Genomic DNA, 20,045 nt, shown 5'->3' on the forward strand with positions numbered 1-20,045 from the left:
GCGAGCTTTTAGGCCCCAACAGCTCGCTGGCAAGCCAGCTCCCACATGTTAACTCACTGATAACACTCGCCTTACTCGCCCGCCAACGGGCAAGCAGGTGCAGCCAAAACCCCAATACAGCAAAGGAGCGGCGCTATGCGCACTGTCTTTTTGCGTCGTGGTCTGGTCGCTCTGTTTGCTGCGGCTGTATCGTTCGGCGCCATCACCCAGGCCCAGGCTGACACCCTGCGCATCGGCTATCAGAAATACGGCACCCTGGTGCTGCTCAAGGCCCGCGGTTCGCTGGAAAAGCGTCTGGCCGCCCAGGGCGTGCAGGTGCAATGGACTGAATTCCCTGGCGGCCCGCAGCTGCTGGAAGGCCTCAACGTAGGCTCCATCGACTTCGGCGTCACCGGCGAAACCCCGCCGGTATTCGCCCAGGCCGCCGGCGCCGACCTGCTGTACGTGGCCCACGAGCCACCGGCTCCCCACAGCGAAGCCATCCTGGTGCCCAAGGATTCGCCGATCAAATCGGTGGCCGAGCTCAAGGGCAAGAAAGTGGTGCTCAACAAGGGCTCCAATGTGCACTACCTGCTGGTGCGCGCCCTGGAAGACGCCGGCCTGAAATACACCGATATCCAGACCGTGTACCTGCCGCCCGCCGATGCCCGCGCCGCCTTCGAGCGCGGCGCCGTGGACGCCTGGGTCATCTGGGACCCCTACCAGGCGGCTGCCGAACAGCAGTTGCAAGCGCGCACCCTGCGTGACGGCCAGGGCCTGGTGGACAACAACCAGTTCTACCTTGCCACCAAGCCTTATGCGCAGCAGCACCCGCAGGTGATCGCCACCCTGGTCGACGAAGTGCGTTCGGTGGGCGAATGGTCCAAGTCCAACCCCGAGCAGGTCACCAAGGAAGTCTCGCCGCTGCTGGGCCTGCCTGCCGACATCACCCTGACCTCGGTCAAGCGCCAGGGCTTCGGCGCCGAGTTCATTACCCCGGACGTGGTCGCTGCGCAGCAGAAGATCGCCGACGCCTTCTACCAGCTGAAACTGATTCCCAAGCCATTGAGCATCAAGGATGTGATCTGGACGCCGCCTGCCAAGGTCGCGACAGCCCCGTGATTCGAACTGCGGGCCGGCGCGTCGTGCCGGCCCTAGCCACCCTTAGGAGACAACTCCAATGAGCCTCAATATTTTCTGGTTTCTTCCCACCCACGGCGACGGTCATTACCTTGGCACCGCCGAAGGCGCGCGCGCCGTGGACCACGGCTACCTGCAACAGATCGCCCAGGCTGCCGACCGCCTGGGCTTCGGTGGCGTGCTGATTCCTACCGGCCGCTCCTGCGAAGATTCCTGGCTGGTGGCGGCATCGCTGATTCCGGTGACCCAGCGCCTGAAGTTCCTGGTGGCGCTGCGCCCGGGCATCATTTCGCCGACCGTGGCCGCGCGCCAGGCAGCTACCCTGGACCGCCTGTCCGGCGGCCGCGCGCTGTTCAACCTGGTGACCGGTGGCGACCCGGAAGAGCTGTCCGGCGACGGCCTGTTCCTCAGCCACGAAGAGCGCTATGAAGCCTCGGTGGAATTCACCCGCATCTGGCGTCGCGTGCTGGAAGGCGAGACCGTGGACTACGACGGCAAGCACATCAACGTGAAGGGCGCCAAGTTGCTGTACCCACCGGTGCAGCAGCCGCGCCCACCGCTGTACTTCGGCGGTTCTTCGGACGCTGCCCAGGACCTGGCCGCCGAGCAGGTGGAGATGTACCTGACCTGGGGCGAGCCACCGGCCGCAGTCGCCGAGAAAATCGCCGAGGTGCGGGCCAAGGCCGCCAAGCTGGGCCGCACCGTGCGCTTCGGTATTCGCCTGCACGTGATTGTGCGTGAAACCAACGCCGAGGCCTGGGAGGCGGCGGACCGCCTGATTTCCCACGTGGACGATGACACCATCGCGCGCGCCCAGGCCTCGCTGTCGCGCTTTGATTCGGTGGGCCAGCAACGCATGGCCGCGCTGCACGGTGGCAGCCGCGACAACCTCGAAGTCAGCCCCAACCTGTGGGCAGGCGTGGGCCTGGTACGCGGCGGTGCCGGCACGGCGCTGGTGGGCGATGGCCCGACCGTGGCGGCGCGGGTCAAGGAATACGCGGCGCTGGGTATCGACACCTTCATCTTCTCTGGCTACCCACACCTGGAAGAGTCGTACCGCGTGGCCGAACTGCTGTTCCCGCACCTGGACGTGCAACGTCCCGAACAGCCCCAGGGCGCCAATTACGTGAGCCCCTTCGGTGAAATGGTCGCCAACGACATTCTGCCCAAAGCCGCGTCCCAGAGCTGAGGGCTGACCATGGAAAAGATTATTCACAGGCTGGCGCCCTGGGCGCTGCCGGTGCTGTTGCTGGCGGTGTGGCAGTTGTCGGTAAGCACCGGCTGGCTGTCCACGCGCATTCTGCCGGCGCCCAGCGCCGTGGTGGCGGCGGGCGTAGAGCTGGTGCGCAGCGGCGAGATCTGGACCCACCTGGCCATCAGTGGCTGGCGTGCGGGCGTGGGCTTTGTCATTGGCGGTTCGCTGGGCCTGTTCCTGGGCTTCGTGGTGGGCTTGTCGAAATGGGGCGAGCGCCTGCTCGACAGCTCCATGCAGATGATCCGCAACGTGCCGCACCTGGCGCTGATCCCGTTGGTGATTCTGTGGTTCGGCATTGATGAGTCGGCGAAGATCTTCCTGGTGGCGCTGGGCACTTTGTTCCCCATCTACCTGAACACCTACCACGGCATCCGCAACGTCGACCCGGCGTTGGTGGAAATGGCCCGCAGCTACGGCCTGAGCGGCTTCGCGCTGTTCCGCCAGGTGATTCTGCCGGGGGCGCTGCCCTCGATTCTGGTGGGCGTGCGCTTCGCGCTGGGCTTCATGTGGCTGACGCTGATCGTGGCGGAAACCATCTCGGCCAGCTCGGGCATCGGCTACCTGGCCATGAACGCCCGTGAGTTCCTGCAGACCGACGTGGTGGTGCTGGCCATCGTCCTCTACGCCGTGCTCGGCAAACTCGCCGACCTGGCCGCCCGTGGCCTGGAACGCGTGTGGCTGCGCTGGCACCCGGCCTATCAGGTCGCCAAGGGAGGTGCCGCATGACCGCCGTATTGAAAAGCCAACCGCCACGCCTGCTGCAGGGCATACCGCTGGCGCTGGACAAACTGCAGAAATCCTTCGGCAGCCGTCAGGTGCTCAAGGACATCGACCTGCACATTCCGGCCGGGCAATTCGTGGCTGTGGTGGGCCGCAGTGGCTGCGGCAAGAGCACCTTGCTGCGCCTGCTGGCGGGCCTCGACAAGCCCAGCGCCGGTGAGCTGCTGGCAGGCTCGGCACCGCTGAGCCAGGCCCGCGACGACACCCGGCTGATGTTCCAGGAAGCGCGGCTGTTGCCGTGGAAGAAGGTGATCGACAACGTCGGCCTGGGCCTCAAGGGCAACTGGCGCCCGCAGGCGCTGGAAGCGCTGGAAGCAGTGGGGCTGGCCGAGCGTGCCAATGAATGGCCGGCAGCCTTGTCCGGTGGCCAGAAGCAGCGTGTGGCCCTGGCCCGTGCGCTTATCCACAAGCCGCGCCTGCTGTTGCTGGATGAGCCGCTGGGGGCGCTGGACGCCCTGACGCGCATCGAGATGCAGCAACTGATCGAGCGCCTGTGGAAACAGCATGGCTTCACCGTGCTGCTGGTGACCCACGACGTGGCCGAAGCCGTGGCGGTGGCCGACCGGGTGATTCTGATCGAGGACGGCGAAATCGGCCTGGACCTGCATGTGGAACTGCCGCGCCCGCGCGCCCGTGGCTCGCACCGCCTGGCGGCGCTGGAAACCGAAGTCCTAAACCGTGTGTTGGCGTTGCCGGGCACTCCGCCCGAGCCAGAACCCACGGCACCGTTGCCTACGCAGTTGCGCTGGGCACTTTGAACTTAAACCTCGTTTGAACAGGAAGAAGAACCTCATGACTATCAAAGCGATCAACGTCCGTAACCAGTTCAAAGGCACCGTGAAGGAAATCATCGAAGGCCCGGTGCTGTCGGAAATCGACGTGCAGACCGCCTCCGGCATCGTCACCTCGGTCATCACCACCCGTTCCGTGCGTGAACTGGAGCTGGTGATCGGCAGCGAAGTGATTGCCTTCGTGAAATCCACCGAGGTATCGATCGCCAAGCTGTAACCACGCTTCAGGCAGTTTTCAGCCCTGCAGGGTTCGCCCTGCGGGGTTTTTTTATGCCGAAATATTTGCGACAAATGGAAACAAATTCATCACGCGTGATGTATTGCAGTCTTCCGCAGAAGGCGTATGTTTATCACATGTGATACGGAACAGACACAAATGACAGGCAATCCAGACAGCCCGAAGCCGGCCGGGAAAAAGGCCCCCGCGGAGAAAAAAACCTCCAGCTTCTACATGAAGAAGATGCGTGCGGGCCTGGCCGATGCCGGTTACGTGAAACATGAGGCCTGGGTGCTCCCGGAGAACCGCGGGTTGCTCAAGCAGGTGGAAAAACAGCTCCGCCAGCCTGTCATGGCTGGCACATTCAAGTTGGAGGAACACATGACCACAGCGGAGAAATGGACCCTCGACCGCCTTCATTCGGCCTTCCAGGGCCTGGATGAAGTGGTGTCGAAGGAAATCACCCTGACCCTGGTGCAAGGCGCCGAGCAGAGCCTGAAGCTGGAAATGAACGAATACGGCGGCTTGCCGATTCACATTGCCGTGGTGGGCGAGCAGATCATCGTCGACACCGTGCTGGTGGACGTCGAGTCGATCAACGACGTGAACCGCTTCAACGAAGCCGTGCTGCGCAGCCGCGAGCTGTTCCCGCTGTCGTCCATCGGCCTTGAGCAGATGCCCAACGGCCAGACCGTCTACAACATGTTCGGCGCGCTGAGTGCCAGTTCGAGCCTGACCAACGTGGTCACCGAAGTGTTCACCCTGGTGGACAACGTGCAGCGCGCCGCCGAAGCCTTCCAGGGCTTCTTCAAGTAATCGCCAAGGAGTAACGACATGAGTAATCAATCCATCTGGAGCAAGTTGTTCACGGCGCTGCGTGGCGGTGCCAGCGAAGTCGGCGAGTCCATCGTCGACCAGCAGGCCCTGCGCATTCTCGACCAGGAAATTCGCGACGCCGACAGCGCGCTGGCCAACGCCAAGCGCGAACTGGTGACCATCATGGCCAAGCACAAGCTGGCCACCGACCGCGTTGCCCAATACGACGCGCGCATCAGCGACCTGGAAAGCAAGGCCCTCGCCGCCATGAAGGCCGAGCGCAACGACCTGGCGCACGAGGTGGCCGAGGCCATCGCCGTGCAGGTCAACGAACGCGAGACCGAGCACAAGCAGGTGGTCGAGTTCGGTGGCTACGTGGAGAAGATGCGCAAGGACATCACCAAGGCCGAAGCGCGCATCAAGAGCCTGCGCCAGCAGGTGGACGTGGCCAAGGCCCGCGAGAGCGTGCAGAAGGCCCAGGTCAGCGCCTCCATCGCCAGCGGCGGTGCCAACGGCAAGCTTGAGACCGCGGTGGGCACCTTGAGCCGCCTGCAGGCCAAGCAGGAGCAGCGCGCCGCTGAACTGGAAGCCCAGGACCAGTTGGCCGATGCCTCTACCGGCAACGACCTGGAACGCAAGCTGAAGGAAGCGGGCATCACCCCGGACACCGGCAGCGCCAACGCCATCCTCGAACGCCTGCGCAAGCAGCAGGCTGGCGAGTAACCACGTAGGCCTGGCCCCGTGGGAGCGGGCTCTGCCCGCGAAAAGCACGCCGCGCAGTGCCTGATGCACCGCAGCGTCTTTTTCGCGGGCAGAGCCCGCTCCCACGGGGGAATGTTGCCTGCCGGGCAATCGATGTTTGAAGGAGGATGGTGTTGATCACCGCCAAGGATTTCAAACCCGTGCTCTGGCTTGCCGGGGTGATGTGCGTGGTGCAAGTGCTCAACCTGTTGTCAGGCTACAGCCTCAACACCTATGGCCTGCTGCCGCGCTCGCCGCAGGGGTTGCTGGGCATTATCAGCGCGCCGTTCCTGCACGGTTCCATCTGGCACCTGCTGGGCAACCTGGTGCCGTTCGTGGTGTTGGGCACCCTGGTGGCGAAGGACGGCGTGGGCCGTTTCCTGGCCGCCAGCGGCTTGATCATCGTTATCGGCGGCCTGCTGGTCTGGCTATTTGGCCGGGGCTACTACCACGTGGGTGCCAGCGGCTGGGTGTTTGGCCTGTGGGTGTACGTGCTGGCCCGGGCGTGGTTCCACCACAGCTGGGCCAATCTGTTCTGTGCCGCGGCGGCCCTGTTGCTCTATGGTGGGTTGGTATTTGGTTTCCTGCCGCGCTACGGCGTCTCGTTCGAGTCGCACATCGCCGGCGCGGTGGCAGGGCTGATGGCGGCGCGAATGCTTTTGCGCAAAGAAGGAGTGTGATGATGGGTTGGTTCAAGCAGTTCATGGGCCTGGAGGCGCCTGCCGCCAAGCCCCAGGCACCCGTGGAAGGCGCGCTGGGCCTGGCCCAGGGGCGCTCGGTGAGTTTCGACGGCACGCTCAAGCTGCTGCTCGATGACCACAGCCGGGTGATCATTCCGCCTACCCAGCAGATCTGGGCGGTGGGCAGCGTCGACCTTGGCCAGTCGCAGTGGCTGAGCCGCTATTACATGGACGACGAAGACTACTGGCTGCAAGTGCACACCAGCGGCGCGCAGGACGGCCAGGTGGAATCGGTGATCCTGTTCAACTACCTGCGCTATGCCACCATCAGCAGCAACGCCGAACTGCAGCGCCTGGCCGGGCCCAACAGTGACATCGGCCTGCCCACCTACAACCTCGATGGCGTGCAGTTCACCCGCGAGTGGGGTACCGAGGCCGGGCAGACTGAACTCACCGACCTGCGCGAGCAGGTGCTCAACCCCAAGGAAAGCTACGTGGTACAGCACCGTTCGATGCTGTACGCGCGCGACACCGGCCTGACCGACCGCCGTGAGTTCCTGCTGTTTTCCGTTGAGCAGGACGAGGAGGGCACCGTCAGCCTCAGCGCCTCGCTGGGCATTTCGCTGTACCCCACCGACCTGCACATCCTCTGACTCACCATAGGGACATGCCATGCTAGAAGCACTTTCGACTTCGCTGAACCCCACGGCCGTGCTGGGTTTCCTGCTGTACCTGCTGGGCGCGGCGATTTTCCTCGTGCTGTTCCAGTTCATCTACACGCGCATGACGCCGCACCAGGAATTCGCCCTGATTCGCGAGGGCAACGTGGCGGCGGCCGTGGCCTTGGGTGGCGCCATCATCGGCTTTGCCATTCCGGCCAGCAACGTCATTGCCTACTCCATCAGCCTGCTGGACTTCGTGGTGTGGGCGCTGATCGCAGGCGTGGTGCAGCTGCTGGCATTCGTGGCGGTGAGCCTGGTGCTCAAGGGCGTGTCGGCGCGTATCCAGCGTGGCGAACTGGCGACCGGCATCTACGTGGCGGCGGTGGCGATCAGCGTGGGCATGCTCAATGCCGCCTGCATGACGCCCAACACCAACTGATCGGAGCCAGGGATGAAACGAAGCAAGTACGTACAGCTCTCGCTGGCCGCCTCGGTGGCGCTGGCGGTGGCCGGTTGTGGCGCGCCGGAGAAGACTTATCAGGTCAAGAAGACCTTCGATTTCAAGACGGTCGCCGAGTGCACCGCGCAGAAGTTTCCGGTGGACGTGTGCTCCGACGCCTACATCGCGGCGCTCAATGAACACCGGCGTATCGCCCCGGTGTACGACAACAAGGCCGACTGCGAAGCCGACTTCGTGCCTGACTACTGCCAGGTGGATTCGGCTGGCAAGTTCATGCCCCAACTGGGTGGTTTCGAGCTGGACGCCAACGGCACCGTCACCCAGTCGCAGCTGGATTCGGCCAAGGCCGAGGTGGCGCGCTCAGGCGGCGAGAGTGGTGGCGGCGGTGGCGGCTTCAACGGCAGTGGCCTGCTGACTGGCCTGTTGATTGGCCACATGCTCAGCAACAACACCGGCAACTTCAACGCCGCGCCGGTGTACCAGTACCGCGACAACCGCGGCAACTACGCAAGCTCCACGCTGGGTTCGCGCATCAACAGTGGCACCACGTTCTCGCGCTCGCGCCAGAGCGAATCCGGCAATGGCTACAGCGCTGGCAGCGGGGGTGGCGGTGGTAGCGGCTTCGGGCGCTCGGGCATCAACGCCAACCCGGTGTCGGTGCGCCAGGCCACCACCCGTGGCGGCTTCGGCAGCTCGGCCACGGCCCGCAGCGGCTGGGGCGGTTCGTCGTCCTCGCGCAGCAGCTTTGGCGGGTAACGGGCCATGAAGAAAGTCGCCATCGCCGAGCGCCCGGACTGGAAGCAGACCGCCGAGCGCCTTGGCTTCATGTTCCACACCATCGACGGCGAGCCCTACTGGGATGAAAGCGCCTACTACCAGTTCAGCCTCAAGCAGATCGAGGACGACCTGGAAGACCCGACCCAGGTGCTGCACGAGCTGTGTATGGACCTGGTGGCGAAGGTGGTGCAGAGCGAAGAGTTGCTGGAGCGCCTGAGCATACCGCCGGCCTTCCACGACCTGGTGCGCACCTCGTGGCTGGAAGGCCACCCGCACCTGTACGGGCGCATGGACTTTTCCTACGACGGGCGCGGTCCGGCGAAGCTGCTGGAGCTGAACTACGACACGCCCACCAGCCTCTACGAGGCTGCGGCCTTCCAGTGGGGCTGGCTGGAGCAGGGTATCGAGCGCGGCACGCTGCCGGCCAGTGTCGACCAGTTCAACAGCATCGACACGCGCCTGCACGAAGCCTTCGCGGCCTTGAACATTCAGCGGCCGTTCTACTTCGCCTCCATCAAGGGTTCGGTGGAAGACAAGGCCACCACTGATTACCTGCGCCTGATCGCCGACAAGGTCGGTATCGAGTCGCGGCACATCGACCTGGAAGACATTGGCCTGCTGGACGGCCGCTTCGTCGACCTGCAGGACCGCTGGATACCGCACCTGTTCAAGCTGCACGCCTGGGAGTTCATCTTCCACGAGCCGTTCGGTGCGGCCATTGCCCAGTGCGACACGCAGTTCATCGAGCCGGCGTGGAAGGCCATCCTCTCCAACAAGGGCATCCTGCCGATGCTGTGGGAGGCGCACAAAGGCCACCCGAACCTGCTGGAAAGCCACCTGGACGCCAACCCGCGTTCAGCGGTGCCGAAGGGCTGGGTGCGCAAGCCCTATTTCTCGCGCGAAGGCGCGAACATCGAGCTGCGCACGGCGGATGACCAGCTGCATGTAGTGGACGGCCCCTACGACGATGCACCCTACATTTTGCAGCAGTTGGCGCCGTTGCCGAAGTTCGGCGACAGCTACACGCTGGTGGGCTCATGGGTGGTTGGTGACCGCGCGGCGGGCATCGGTATTCGCGAAGATGACAGCCTGATCACCAAGGATACCAGCAGGTTTGTCCCTCATTTGATTCTGGATTGACCTACTGCCGTTTCGGCAGGAACGGCGGCAGGTACAGCCCTACGTACGCATCGAATACCCGTATCCCTTCTTCCGCCAGCCGCGGGGTGATCTGGCCGTGCAGCTGCACCGAGCGCGCGTACACGCGGTCGCCCAGCTCCATGGCCAAGGCAAACACGTCGACGTCGTCCGGCAGCGCGGGCAGCTGGAAATGGCGGTCGAACACCTGGTGCATCAACACCCCCAACTCCAGGTCATGCTGGCGGTCGGCCTGGGTCACTTCGGCCAGGCCGTGCTGCGCCAGGATCAACTGGCGGGCGGCGGCATCTTCGCTGTAGATCACCAGCATGCGTTCTTCGAGGATGCGCGACAGGTCGTGCCAGCTGCGCAGCGCGGCGTGGTCTACCGGGGCCTGCAGGCAGGCGCGGAAGGCGGCGTGCACGTCGGCGGTCAGCGCTTCGAGCAGGGCCGGTACGCTGGCGAAGAAGTGGTACACCGAGGAGGGAGGGATTTCGGCGCGTTCGGCCACGCTGTAGATCGACAGGCTACCCACGCCCTCGCTGGCCAGCAGGGCACGCGCCGCCTCCAGAATCGTGTCGATCCGTGCCTGGCTGCGGGCGCGAGGTTTGCGGGGCGTGGCGGTGCGGGTCATGGGCTTCTCCGGAAGGCGAGCCGCATTGTAAGGGTTTCTTGTGGGAGCTGGCTTGCCAGCGAGCCTTGAGGGCGCTGGAAAAGCTCGCTGGCAAGCCAGCTCCCACAAAAAAACCGCGGGCCTTGGGGGCGCGCGGTTTTTTGTACGGCAACAAAAATCAAACGGTGTGCAGGTACCAGTTGTACTCAAGGTCGGAGATGGAGTGCTCGAACTCCTCCAGCTCGCTTTCCTTGCAGGCCACGAAGATATCGATGTACTTCGGATCGATATAACGCGCCAGGATCTCGCTGTCGTCCAGCTCGCGCAGGGCATCGCGCAGGTTGTTCGGCAGGCTCTGCTCGTTCTGCTCGTAGGAGTTGCCTTCCACCGGCTCGTTCGGCTCGACCTTGTTGGTCAGGCCGTGGTGCACGCCCGCCAGCACGGCAGCCATCAGCAGGTATGGGTTGGCGTCGGCACCCGCCACGCGGTGCTCGATGCGCACTGCGTCCGGCGTGCCGGTTGGCACACGCAGGGCCACGGTGCGGTTGTCCAGGCCCCAGCACGGAGAGTTCGGCACATAGAACTGGGCACCAAACCGGCGGTACGAGTTGACGTTCGGGCACAGGAACGCCATGGACGCCGGTAGGGTCTCGAGCACACCGCCGATCGCGTGACGCAGCGCGGCGTTCTGCTCGGGATCCTCACTGGTGAAGATGTTCTTGCCGTCCTTGTCCAGGATCGAGATGTGCACGTGCAGGCCGTTGCCTGCCTGGCCCGGGTAGGGCTTGGCCATGAAGGTGGTGTCCATCTCATGGTCGTAGGCGATGTTCTTGATCAGGCGCTTGAGCAGTACCGCGTAGTCGCAGGCCTTGATCGGGTCGGCGACGTGGTGCAGGTTCACTTCGAACTGCGCCGGGGCACTTTCCTTGACGATGGCGTCGGCAGGGATGCCTTGCTCCTTGGCACCTTCCAGGATGTCCTGGAGGCAGTCCACGTATTCGTCCAGGTCGTCGATCAGGTAAACCTGGGTCGAGTGCGGACGTTTACCGGAAATAGGTGAGCGCGGTGGCTGCGGGCGGCCGTTCACGTTCTCCTGGTCGATCAGATAGAACTCCAGCTCGAAGGCGGCGCAGATGGTCAGGCCCAGTTCATCGAACTTGGCAACTACCTGGCGCAGTACTTCGCGCGGGTCGGCAAAGAAGGGCTGGCCTTCCAGTTCGTGCATGGTCATCAGCAGCTGCGCGGTAGGGCGCTTCTGCCAGGGCTCGTTGGAGAGGGTATCGGGGATCGGATAGCAGATGCGGTCTGCGTCGCCGATGTCCAGGCCCAGCCCGGTGCTTTCCACCGTAGAGCCGTTGATGTCCAGGGCGAAAAGCGAGGCGGGCAGGTTAATGCCTTTCTCGTAAACCTTGTGGAGGCTGGTGCGTTCGATGCGCTTGCCGCGCACCACACCATTCATATCTGCAATCAGAAGGTCGACGTACAGAACCTCAGGATGTTCCTTAAGGAATGCGTTCGCTTCGTTGAGCTGAACGGCACGCGGGGGTACCGACATGATGCAACACCTTTGTTGTTAAAAATATCAATCATTGGGCTTTTGCTGTTTCAGTCAATCCGAAAGCCACCTTGAAGTCAAGCGAGGCTCGGTTTGCCCTGAATTGGCGCCTTGAGGCAGTTTTTGCCGCTTTTTGGGGCGGTTTTTCTTTCCTTGAAGACCCTCAAATGAATTGTTCGGTGGGGCGTGTTGTATTTTTTACGGGGGTGTTGTGAAAAAAAATGAACAACGCTAAGCTCGTTCGCAACCCATAACGCCAATAATACCGGGGGATCACATGGCACGCCTGCCGACAATCGGCGTCACCGCCTGCTTAAAACCAGTCGGCCTGCACGCCAGCCATACGTGTGGTGACAAATATGTCCGCGCCGTCGCCGTGGCCGCCGAAGGCTTGCCGATGATCATCCCCGCGCTGGGCGAGCTGTTCAACCCGACCCAAATACTTGACGCTGTGGACGGCATCCTCTTCACCGGCTCCCCTTCCAACGTGGAGCCGCGCCACTACACCGGCCCCGCCAGCGCGCCGGGCACGCTGCATGACCCTGACCGCGATGCTACCACCTTACCGCTGATTCGCGCCGCCGTGGCCGCTGGCGTGCCGGTATTGGGCATTTGCCGCGGCTTCCAGGAGCTGAACGTGGCGTTGGGCGGCACCTTGCACCAGCGGGTTCACGAAACCGGAACCTTCATGGACCATCGTGAGCCCAAGGACCAGCCCGTGGAAGTCCAGTATGCCCTGCGCCATGCGGTTGCTGTCCAGCCCGGCGGCGTGCTGCAGGCCATCGGCTTGCCGGCGCAGTTCCAGGTCAACTCCATTCATGCCCAGGGTATCGACCGCGTGGCCCCGGGCCTGCGCGTCGAAGCCGTGGCGCCCGATGGCCTGGTGGAGGCCGTCTCCGCCCAGGGGGGCAGGGGTTTTGCACTAGGCTTGCAGTGGCACCCGGAGTGGCAAGTGCTGGACAACCCGCACTACCTGGCCATTTTCCAGGCCTTCGGCCAGGCCTGCAGACAGCGTGCGACCCAACGCGACGCAGCCGCGTCCAGGACTGCTATATAGCCCCTGAGGTATTTATGCGTACCAGCCTCGACCAGCTCACCGATTGGTTGAAAGAACACAAGATCACCGAAGTCGAATGCCTGATCGCCGACCTGACCGGTATCACCCGCGGCAAGATCTCGCCGACCAACAAGTTCATTGCCGAGAAAGGCATGCGCCTGCCTGAAAGCGTGCTGCTGCAGACCGTGACCGGCGATTACGTGGAAGACGACATCTACTACGACCTGCTGGACCCGGCCGACATCGACATGATCTGCCGCCCGGACGAAAGCGCCGTGTTCCTGGTGCCGTGGGCCATCGAGCCTACCGCGCAGGTGATCCACGACACCTATGACAAGCAGGGCAACCCCATTGAGCTGTCGCCGCGCAACGTCCTGAAAAAGGTGCTCAAGCTCTACGCCGACAAGGGCTGGCAGCCTATCGTCGCGCCAGAAATGGAGTTCTACCTGACCAAGCGCTGCGAAGACCCGGATTTCCCCCTGCAACCGCCCGTGGGCCGTTCGGGGCGCCCGGAAACCGGCCGCCAGTCGTTCTCCATTGAAGCGGCGAACGAGTTCGACCCGCTGTTCGAAGACGTCTACGACTGGTGCGAGCTGCAGAACCTGGACCTCGACACGCTGATCCACGAGGACGGCACGGCGCAGATGGAGATCAACTTCCGTCACGGCAACGCCCTGCACCTGGCCGACCAGATCCTGGTGTTCAAGCGCACCATGCGCGAGGCGGCGCTCAAGCACAACGTGGCCGCCACCTTCATGGCCAAGCCCATGACCGGCGAGCCCGGCAGCGCCATGCACCTGCACCAGAGCATCGTCGACCTGGAGACCGGCAAGAACATCTTCTCCAACGATGACGGCAGCATGAGCCAGCTGTTCCTCAACCATGTGGGCGGCCTGCAGAAGTTCATCCCCGAGCTGCTGCCGCTGTTCGCGCCCAACGTCAATTCATTCCGGCGTTTCCTGCCCGACACCTCGGCACCGGTGAACGTGGAGTGGGGCGAGGAAAACCGCACCGTGGGCCTGCGCGTGCCGGACGCCGGGCCGCAGAACCGCCGGGTGGAAAACCGCCTGCCGGGTGCCGACGCCAACCCCTACCTGGCCATCGCCGCCAGCCTCCTGTGCGGCTACATCGGCATGGTCGAGGGCATCGAGCCCAGCGCGCCAGTGCAGGGCCGTGGTTACGAGCGGCGCAACCTGCGCCTGCCGCTGACCATCGAGGATGCCCTGGAGCGCATGGAAAACTGCAAGACGGTGGAGAAGTACCTGGGGACCAAATTCATCATCGGTTACGTCGCGGTGAAGCGCGCCGAACACGAGAACTTCAAGCGCGTCATCAGCTCATGGGAACGTGAATTCCTGCTGTTCGCGGTGTGATCAACGCGGGGCCCGCCCCGATGAGGAGAAGGCAATGAGCAACAAGAATTCGCAAACCCAAGCGTGGCAGGCCCTGAGCGGCGAGCACCACCTGGCGCCGTTCAGCGACTACCAGCAGCTCAAGGAAAAAGGCCCGCGCATCATCACCAAGGCGAAGGGCGTGCACCTGTGGGACAGCGAAGGCAACAAGATCCTCGACGGCATGGCCGGCCTGTGGTGCGTGGCCGTGGGTTACGGCCGCGATGAGCTGGCCGACGTGGCCGCCAAACAGATGCGCGAGCTGCCGTACTACAACCTGTTCTTCCAGACCGCGCACCCACCGGCGCTGGAACTGGCCAAGGCGGTGTCGGACGTGGCCCCCGAGGGCATGAGCCACGTGTTCTTCACCGGTTCGGGCTCTGAAGGCAACGACACCGTGCTGCGCATGGTCCGCCACTACTGGGCGCTGAAGGGCAAGCCCGGGAAGAAGGTGATCATCAGCCGCATCAACGGCTACCACGGCTCCACCGTGGCCGGCGCCAGCCTGGGCGGCATGGTGGGCATGCACGAGCAAGGCGATTTGCCGATCCCGGGCATCGTCCACATTGCCCAGCCGTACTGGTTCGGCGAGGGCGGCGACATGAGCCAGGACGAATTCGGCGTGTGGGCCGCCGAACAGCTGGAGAAGAAAATTCTGGAGCTGGGCGTGGACACCGTCGGTGCCTTCATTGCCGAGCCTATCCAGGGTGCGGGCGGCGTGATCATTCCGCCAGCGACGTACTGGCCGAAGGTGAAGGAGATCCTGGCCAAGTACGACATCCTGTTTGTGGCCGACGAGGTGATTTGCGGTTTCGGCCGTACCGGCGAGTGGTTCGGCAGCGACTACTACGACCTCAAGCCGGACCTGATGACCATCGCCAAGGGCCTGACCTCGGGTTATATCCCCATGGGTGGCGTGATCGTGCGTGACGAGGTAGCCAGGACCTTGTCCGCAGGCGGCGATTTCAACCACGGCTTCACCTATTCCGGCCACCCGGTGGCGGCTGCGGTGGGCCTGGAAAACATCCGGATTCTGCGCGACGAAAAAATTATCGAGCGCGTGCGTGAAGAAACGGCACCGTATTTGCAGAAACGTCTGCGTGAGCTGAGCGACCACCCGCTGGTGGGCGAAGTTCGCGGGTTGGGCTTGCTGGGGGCCATCGAACTGGTCAAGGACAAAGCCACGCGCCAGCGTTACGAGGGCATGGGTGCAGGCATGATTTGCCGCAACTTCTGCTTCAACAATGGCCTGATCATGCGCGCCGTGGGCGACACCATGATCATCGCGCCATCGTTGGTAATCACTCACGAGGAGATTGATGAGCTGGTTACAAAAGCACGCAAATGCCTGGACCTGACTTTGGAAGCGTTGAACAGCTAAGTGCTAGGCTTTGGGGTTGTTCGGAGGGGGAGAGGGGCGAGGCTGCTGTTTTAATTGAAACAGCGCCCGTGTCCTTGCCAGACTAGGAAGTGGTGCGGTTGCCCCCGGCTACTGTCACATACGGAATTAAAAAAAATATTGGAGCCTTACGCATGAAGATATTTGGCAAGACCCTCCTCGCCATGTCCCTGATGGGCGTCGTGGCCGGTGCTGCGCACGCGGATGACAAAGTACTGCACGTGTACAACTGGTCGGACTATATCGCGCCGAACACCATCGCGGATTTCGAGAAGGAGTCGGGGATCAAGGTCGTCTACGACGTATTCGACAGCAACGAAACCCTGGAAGCCAAACTGCTGGCTGGCAAGTCGGGCTATGACATCGTGGTGCCGTCCAACAACTTCCTGGCCAAGCAGATCAAGGCTGGCGTCTACCAGGAACTGGACAAGTCGAAATTGAGCAACTACGGCAACCTGAACAAGGACCTGCTCAAGGCCGTGTCCATCAGCGACCCGAACAACGCCCACGCCTTCCCGTACATGTGGGGCACCATCGGCATCGGCTACAACCCCGAGAAGGTCAAGGCTGCCCTGGGCGCCGACGCCCCGGTCAATTCGTGGGACCTGGTGTTCAAGCCCGAGAACGCTGCCAAGCTGAAAGGCTGTGGCATCAGCTTCCTGGATTCGCCAACCGAGATGATCCCGGCCGCGCTGCACTACCTGGGCTACAAGACCGACACCCAGAACAAGGACGAGATCAAGAAGGCCGAGGAGCTGTTCCTCAAGGTTCGCCCTTCGGTTGCCTACTTCCACTCGTCCAAGTACATCTCGGACCTGGCCAACGGCAACATCTGCGTGGCCGTGGGCTACTCGGGTGACGTGAAGCAAGCCGCTTCCCGCGCGCACGAGGCCGGTGACAAGGTGCACGTCAGCTACAGCATTCCGAAGGAAGGCGCAGGCAGCTTCTACGACATGGTCGCCATCCCTAAAGATGCCGAGAACGTCGAAGGCGCCTACAAGTTCATGAACTTCATTCTGCAGCCTAAAGTGATGGCCGAGATCACCGACGCCGTGGGCTTCCCGAACGGCAACGCCGCCGCGACCCCGCTGGTGGCCAAGGACATCTCGGGCGACCCGGGCGTGTACCCATCGGCTGACGTGCTGGCCAAGCTCTACGCCATCGCCGACTTGCCTGCTGCGACTCAGCGCATCCTGACTCGCACCTGGACCACCATCAAATCGGGCAAGTAAGCCGAGCTTGAGGTTGCCGCGGTACTGCGCCGCAAATGTCGGCGCAGTACCGCAGGTAACTGATTTCAAAATAGTTTTTGCTGCATGGCTGTAACAGTTGTTAAGTTGCGCGCCGGTTTTTGAATCGGCTGGCACGCGGCCGTCCGAATTTTGTTTTTTGCATCACCGTATACGCATGCCATGAGCGTGCATTTGTACTTAGGAGCCGACACTGTTGGCCGTCTCACAAGCGCCTGAAGTGATCGCTCAGGTCCCGTGATTCAGTCGGTCAGGCCCGCCAATACCCTGTGGCGGGCGACCTGAAGGACCAGGCTGCAAGAATCCAGGGCCCGCCTATCCGGGGTGGGCTGTAAAATTTTGTTGGGAGTTTCGTAATGGCAGTTGCCTCCGGTGCCTATAAGAAAGCCCTCGAGGGCGATCAGCAACCTAAACAGGTGCTGGTCAAAATCGACCGGGTCACGAAGAAGTTCGACGAGACAGTTGCAGTCGACGACGTGTCGCTGCAAATCAACAAGGGTGAGATATTCGCCCTGCTCGGCGGCTCCGGCTCGGGTAAATCCACCTTGCTGCGCATGCTGGCCGGTTTCGAACGGCCTACCGAGGGGCGTATCTACCTCGATGGCGTGGACATCACCGACATGCCGCCCTACGAGCGGCCTATCAACATGATGTTCCAGTCGTATGCGCTGTTCCCGCACATGACCGTGGCGCAGAACATTGCCTTCGGCCTGAAGCAGGACAAGATCCCGGCCGCCGAGATCGACGCCCGCGTGGCCGAGATGCTCAAGCTGGTGCAGATGAGCCAGTACGCCAAGCGCAAGCCGCACCAGCTGTCCGGTGGCCAGCGCCAGCGCGTGGCCCTGGCCCGTTCGCTGGCCAAGCGCCCGAAGCTGCTGCTGCTCGACGAGCCCATGGGCGCCCTGGACAAGAAACTGCGTTCGCAGATGCAGCTTGAGCTGGTAGAGATCATCGAGCGCGTCGGCGTGACCTGCGTCATGGTGACCCACGACCAGGAAGAGGCCATGACCATGGCCCAGCGCATCGCCATCATGCACCTGGGCTGGATTGCCCAGATCGGCAGCCCGATCGATATCTATGAAACCCCGACCAGCCGCCTGGTCTGCGAGTTCATCGGTAACGTCAACCTGTTCGAAGGCGAAGTGGTGGATGACGCCGAAGGCCACGCGCTGATCCACAGCCCGGAGCTGGAGCGCAATATCTACGTGGGCCACGGTGTCAGCACTTCGGTGCAGGACAAGCGCATTACCTACGCCATCCGCCCGGAAAAACTGCTGGTGACCGTCGAGCCGCCCGCCGGCGAGTACAACTGGTCGCGCGGTAAAGTACATGACATCGCCTACCTGGGCGGCCACTCGGTGTTCTACGTGGAGCTGCCGTGCGGCAAGCTGGTCCAGTCGTTCGTAGCCAACGCCGAACGCCGTGGCGCCCGTCCTACCTGGGACGACCAGGTGTACGTGTGGTGGGAAGACGACAGCGGCGTGGTACTGCGCTCATGAATACAAAAAAACTCAAACGTGCCTTGCAACGAATAACGCCGGGCGGCCGCCAGTTTGTCATCGGCGTGCCGTTCCTGTGGCTGTTCCTGTTCTTCATGCTGCCGTTCTTCATCGTCTTGAAGATCAGCTTCGCTGAAGCGGACGTGGCGATTCCGCCGTACACCCAGATCTACACCTTCATCGACCAGAAGATCCAGCTGCTGCTCAACCTGGGCAACTACGCGATGCTGGGCGATGACGACCTGTACATTTCGGCGTACCTGGGTTCGCTGAAAATGGCCTTCTTCAGCACGCTGCTGTGCCTGGTGATCGGCTACCCCATGGCCTACGCCATTGCCCGCGCCCGCAAGGAAGCGCAGACAGTGCTGTTGCTGCTGATCATGATGCCGACCTGGACCGCGATCCTGATTCGCGTCTATGCGTGGATGGGCATCCTCAGCAACAACGGCCTGCTCAACGCCTTCCTGATGTGGATCGGCCTGATCGACCAGCCGCTGCAGATCCTCAACACCAACCTTGCGGTGTATATCGGTGTGGTCTATTCGTACCTGCCGTTCATGATCCTGCCGTTGTTCGCCAACCTGGTGAAGCACGACCAGAGCCTTTTGGAAGCCGCTTCGGACCTGGGTTCGAGCACCTTCAACAGCTTCTGGAAGATCACCATCCCGCTGTCCAAGAACGGCATCATCGCCGGCTGCATGCTGGTATTCATCCCGGTGGTGGGCGAGTTCGTGATTCCCGAGCTGCTGGGCGGCCCGGAAACCCTGATGATCGGCCGCGTGCTGTGGCAGGAGTTCTTCAACAACCGTGACTGGCCGGTGGCGTCCGCCCTGGCGGTAGTGATGCTGGCGATCCTGATCGTGCCGATCCTGCTCTTCAACCGTAGTCAGGCCAAAGAGATGGAGGGCAAGGCATGAAGCGTTTCAGTTTTTCCAACCTGATGCTGGTACTGGGCCTGCTGTTCATTTACCTGCCCATGGTCATCCTGGTGATCTACTCGTTCAACGCCTCCAAGCTGGTGACAGTATGGGGCGGCTGGTCGGTGAAATGGTACGCGGGCCTGCTGGACAACACCCAGCTGGTGAGCTCGGTGGGCCGTTCGCTGGAAATCGCCTGCTACACCGCCATTGCGGCGGTGGCGCTGGGTACCCTGGCGGCGTTCGTGCTGACCCGCGTCACCCGTTTCAAGGGCCGCACGCTGTTCGGCGGCCTGGTGACCGCGCCGCTGGTAATGCCCGAGGTAATCACCGGCCTGTCGCTGTTGCTGCTGTTCGTGGCCATGGCCCAGTCCCTGGGCTGGCCTGAAGAGCGCGGCATCGTCACCATCTGGATCGCCCACACCACGTTCTGCGCCGCCTACGTGGCGGTGGTGGTGTCGGCCCGCCTGCGCGAGCTGGACTTGTCCATCGAAGAGGCGGCCATGGACCTGGGCGCGCGCCCGTGGAAGGTGTTCATGCTGATCACCATCCCGATGATCGCCCCTTCGCTGGCGGCCGGCGGCATGATGTCGTTCGCCCTGTCGCTGGACGACCTGGTGCTGGCCAGCTTCGTGTCGGGCCCTGGTTCGACCACGCTGCCGATGGAAGTGTTCTCGGCGGTGCGCCTGGGCGTGAAGCCGGAGATCAACGCCGTGGCCAGCTTGATCCTGCTGTCGGTGTCGATCGTCACCTTCCTGGTCTGGTACTTCACCCGCCGCAACGAAGAGCGCCGCAAACGCGCCATTCAGGCGGCAATCGAAGAAGCCGCGGCCGATGGCTGGAAACAGCCTGACCCGCGCCGTGCGCAGCAGCCAGTGGCTGCTTGAGGGCTATGACGCGGCCTTTGACCGCTGCTACGGGATTTGCGT

Annotated in this window: 21 protein-coding genes; 19 read left to right on the forward strand and 2 right to left on the reverse strand. The window is 62.9% G+C overall.

Annotation, left to right across the window (positions count from 1 at the left end; all coding sequences use genetic code 11):
- Positions 1-135: 135 nt before the first annotated feature.
- The 12 genes from AC0SZ7_RS01380 to AC0SZ7_RS01435 all read left to right on the forward strand — a co-directional run bounded on the left by AC0SZ7_RS01380 (position 136) and on the right by AC0SZ7_RS01435 (position 9,438).
- On the forward strand, positions 136-1,101 hold the full coding sequence (locus tag AC0SZ7_RS01380; protein ID WP_475502642.1) for a sulfonate ABC transporter substrate-binding protein: 966 nt from the start codon (positions 136-138) through the stop codon (positions 1,099-1,101).
- A gap of 58 nt (positions 1,102-1,159) precedes the next feature.
- Positions 1,160-2,308, forward strand: a complete 1,149-nt coding sequence (ssuD, locus tag AC0SZ7_RS01385) for an FMNH2-dependent alkanesulfonate monooxygenase (RefSeq protein WP_475502643.1) — start codon at positions 1,160-1,162, stop codon at positions 2,306-2,308.
- 9 nt (positions 2,309-2,317) lie between these two features.
- Complete coding sequence (gene ssuC / locus AC0SZ7_RS01390) at positions 2,318-3,100, forward strand: aliphatic sulfonate ABC transporter permease SsuC (RefSeq protein ID WP_475502644.1); 783 nt, start codon at positions 2,318-2,320, stop codon at positions 3,098-3,100.
- Positions 3,097-3,912, forward strand: coding sequence for an aliphatic sulfonates ABC transporter ATP-binding protein (gene ssuB, locus AC0SZ7_RS01395; protein ID WP_475502645.1), 816 nt, complete (start codon positions 3,097-3,099; stop codon positions 3,910-3,912). Before ssuC ends, ssuB begins: the two co-directional genes overlap by 4 nt.
- A gap of 34 nt (positions 3,913-3,946) precedes the next feature.
- Entirely contained in the window at positions 3,947-4,162 is a 216-nt protein-coding gene (locus AC0SZ7_RS01400; RefSeq protein WP_027980095.1) for a TOBE domain-containing protein, read from the forward strand.
- A gap of 159 nt (positions 4,163-4,321) precedes the next feature.
- On the forward strand, positions 4,322-4,978 hold the full coding sequence (locus tag AC0SZ7_RS01405; protein ID WP_475502646.1) for a YjfI family protein: 657 nt from the start codon (positions 4,322-4,324) through the stop codon (positions 4,976-4,978).
- Between the two features lie 18 nt (positions 4,979-4,996).
- Positions 4,997-5,701, forward strand: a complete 705-nt coding sequence (locus AC0SZ7_RS01410; protein ID WP_475502647.1) for a PspA/IM30 family protein — start codon at positions 4,997-4,999, stop codon at positions 5,699-5,701.
- Positions 5,702-5,853: 152 nt separating this feature from the next.
- A complete protein-coding gene (locus tag AC0SZ7_RS01415; RefSeq protein WP_475502648.1) occupies positions 5,854-6,399 on the forward strand; it encodes a rhomboid family intramembrane serine protease in 546 nt (181 codons plus the stop codon).
- A gap of 2 nt (positions 6,400-6,401) precedes the next feature.
- Complete coding sequence (locus AC0SZ7_RS01420) at positions 6,402-7,052, forward strand: DUF2491 family protein (RefSeq protein WP_475502972.1); 651 nt, start codon at positions 6,402-6,404, stop codon at positions 7,050-7,052.
- Positions 7,053-7,071: 19 nt separating this feature from the next.
- The gene (locus AC0SZ7_RS01425) at positions 7,072-7,500 is read left to right on the forward strand and encodes a DUF350 domain-containing protein (protein ID WP_475502649.1); all 429 of its coding nucleotides are present in this window, start codon (positions 7,072-7,074) and stop codon (positions 7,498-7,500) included.
- A 12-nt stretch (positions 7,501-7,512) separates the two neighbouring features.
- Entirely contained in the window at positions 7,513-8,277 is a 765-nt protein-coding gene (locus tag AC0SZ7_RS01430; RefSeq protein ID WP_475502650.1) for a DUF1190 domain-containing protein, read from the forward strand.
- 6 nt (positions 8,278-8,283) lie between these two features.
- A complete protein-coding gene (locus AC0SZ7_RS01435; RefSeq protein WP_475502651.1) occupies positions 8,284-9,438 on the forward strand; it encodes a glutathionylspermidine synthase family protein in 1,155 nt (384 codons plus the stop codon).
- A 1-nt stretch (position 9,439) separates the two neighbouring features.
- Here AC0SZ7_RS01435 and AC0SZ7_RS01440 read toward each other — a convergent pair whose 3' ends face one another.
- On the reverse strand, positions 9,440-10,069 hold the full coding sequence (locus AC0SZ7_RS01440; RefSeq protein WP_475502652.1) for a TetR/AcrR family transcriptional regulator: 630 nt from the start codon (positions 10,067-10,069) through the stop codon (positions 9,440-9,442).
- Between the two features lie 157 nt (positions 10,070-10,226).
- Positions 10,227-11,603, reverse strand: coding sequence for a glutamine synthetase family protein (locus AC0SZ7_RS01445; RefSeq protein WP_027980104.1), 1,377 nt, complete (start codon positions 11,601-11,603; stop codon positions 10,227-10,229).
- Between the two features lie 277 nt (positions 11,604-11,880).
- Here AC0SZ7_RS01445 and AC0SZ7_RS01450 point away from each other — a divergent pair, with 277 nt between their 5' ends.
- From AC0SZ7_RS01450 to AC0SZ7_RS01480, 7 genes are all read left to right on the forward strand, one after another.
- On the forward strand, positions 11,881-12,660 hold the full coding sequence (locus AC0SZ7_RS01450) for a gamma-glutamyl-gamma-aminobutyrate hydrolase family protein (RefSeq protein WP_475502653.1): 780 nt from the start codon (positions 11,881-11,883) through the stop codon (positions 12,658-12,660).
- Between the two features lie 14 nt (positions 12,661-12,674).
- Positions 12,675-14,033, forward strand: coding sequence for a glutamine synthetase family protein (locus tag AC0SZ7_RS01455; protein WP_475502654.1), 1,359 nt, complete (start codon positions 12,675-12,677; stop codon positions 14,031-14,033).
- A 34-nt stretch (positions 14,034-14,067) separates the two neighbouring features.
- A complete protein-coding gene (locus AC0SZ7_RS01460; protein ID WP_475502655.1) occupies positions 14,068-15,432 on the forward strand; it encodes an aspartate aminotransferase family protein in 1,365 nt (454 codons plus the stop codon).
- Positions 15,433-15,584: 152 nt separating this feature from the next.
- A complete protein-coding gene (locus AC0SZ7_RS01465; protein WP_475502656.1) occupies positions 15,585-16,682 on the forward strand; it encodes a polyamine ABC transporter substrate-binding protein in 1,098 nt (365 codons plus the stop codon).
- 374 nt (positions 16,683-17,056) lie between these two features.
- Positions 17,057-18,199 carry a polyamine ABC transporter ATP-binding protein gene (gene potA, locus AC0SZ7_RS01470; protein WP_475502657.1) on the forward strand — a complete coding sequence of 381 codons (1,143 nt, stop codon included), beginning with the start codon at positions 17,057-17,059 and terminating at the stop codon, positions 18,197-18,199.
- On the forward strand, positions 18,196-19,116 hold the full coding sequence (locus AC0SZ7_RS01475) for an ABC transporter permease subunit (protein WP_475502658.1): 921 nt from the start codon (positions 18,196-18,198) through the stop codon (positions 19,114-19,116). The genes potA and AC0SZ7_RS01475 overlap by 4 nt, the downstream gene beginning before the upstream one ends.
- A complete protein-coding gene (locus tag AC0SZ7_RS01480) occupies positions 19,113-20,003 on the forward strand; it encodes an ABC transporter permease subunit (protein WP_475502659.1) in 891 nt (296 codons plus the stop codon). The genes AC0SZ7_RS01475 and AC0SZ7_RS01480 overlap by 4 nt, the downstream gene beginning before the upstream one ends.
- Positions 20,004-20,045: the final 42 nt, after the last annotated feature.

Source organism: Pseudomonas sp. JC1203 (assembly GCF_056175065.1).

Excerpts from the sequence above, each read along its gene's own strand:
- AC0SZ7_RS01380 (WP_475502642.1), top strand. The coding sequence starts at position 136 with ATGCGCACTGTCTTTTTGCGTCGTGGTCTGGTCGCTCTGTTTGCTGCG.
- ssuD (WP_475502643.1), top strand. The coding sequence starts at position 1,160 with ATGAGCCTCAATATTTTCTGGTTTCTTCCCACCCACGGCGACGGTCAT.
- ssuC (WP_475502644.1), top strand. The coding sequence starts at position 2,318 with ATGGAAAAGATTATTCACAGGCTGGCGCCCTGGGCGCTGCCGGTGCTG.
- ssuB (WP_475502645.1), top strand. The coding sequence starts at position 3,097 with ATGACCGCCGTATTGAAAAGCCAACCGCCACGCCTGCTGCAGGGCATA.
- AC0SZ7_RS01400 (WP_027980095.1), top strand. The coding sequence starts at position 3,947 with ATGACTATCAAAGCGATCAACGTCCGTAACCAGTTCAAAGGCACCGTG.
- AC0SZ7_RS01405 (WP_475502646.1), top strand. The coding sequence starts at position 4,322 with ATGACAGGCAATCCAGACAGCCCGAAGCCGGCCGGGAAAAAGGCCCCC.
- AC0SZ7_RS01410 (WP_475502647.1), top strand. The coding sequence starts at position 4,997 with ATGAGTAATCAATCCATCTGGAGCAAGTTGTTCACGGCGCTGCGTGGC.
- AC0SZ7_RS01420 (WP_475502972.1), top strand. The coding sequence starts at position 6,402 with ATGGGTTGGTTCAAGCAGTTCATGGGCCTGGAGGCGCCTGCCGCCAAG.
- AC0SZ7_RS01425 (WP_475502649.1), top strand. The coding sequence starts at position 7,072 with ATGCTAGAAGCACTTTCGACTTCGCTGAACCCCACGGCCGTGCTGGGT.
- AC0SZ7_RS01430 (WP_475502650.1), top strand. The coding sequence starts at position 7,513 with ATGAAACGAAGCAAGTACGTACAGCTCTCGCTGGCCGCCTCGGTGGCG.
- AC0SZ7_RS01435 (WP_475502651.1), top strand. The coding sequence starts at position 8,284 with ATGAAGAAAGTCGCCATCGCCGAGCGCCCGGACTGGAAGCAGACCGCC.
- AC0SZ7_RS01440 (WP_475502652.1), bottom strand. The coding sequence starts at position 10,069 with ATGACCCGCACCGCCACGCCCCGCAAACCTCGCGCCCGCAGCCAGGCA.
- AC0SZ7_RS01445 (WP_027980104.1), bottom strand. The coding sequence starts at position 11,603 with ATGTCGGTACCCCCGCGTGCCGTTCAGCTCAACGAAGCGAACGCATTC.
- AC0SZ7_RS01450 (WP_475502653.1), top strand. The coding sequence starts at position 11,881 with ATGGCACGCCTGCCGACAATCGGCGTCACCGCCTGCTTAAAACCAGTC.
- AC0SZ7_RS01455 (WP_475502654.1), top strand. The coding sequence starts at position 12,675 with ATGCGTACCAGCCTCGACCAGCTCACCGATTGGTTGAAAGAACACAAG.
- AC0SZ7_RS01460 (WP_475502655.1), top strand. The coding sequence starts at position 14,068 with ATGAGCAACAAGAATTCGCAAACCCAAGCGTGGCAGGCCCTGAGCGGC.
- AC0SZ7_RS01465 (WP_475502656.1), top strand. The coding sequence starts at position 15,585 with ATGAAGATATTTGGCAAGACCCTCCTCGCCATGTCCCTGATGGGCGTC.
- potA (WP_475502657.1), top strand. The coding sequence starts at position 17,057 with ATGGCAGTTGCCTCCGGTGCCTATAAGAAAGCCCTCGAGGGCGATCAG.
- AC0SZ7_RS01475 (WP_475502658.1), top strand. The coding sequence starts at position 18,196 with ATGAATACAAAAAAACTCAAACGTGCCTTGCAACGAATAACGCCGGGC.
- AC0SZ7_RS01480 (WP_475502659.1), top strand. The coding sequence starts at position 19,113 with ATGAAGCGTTTCAGTTTTTCCAACCTGATGCTGGTACTGGGCCTGCTG.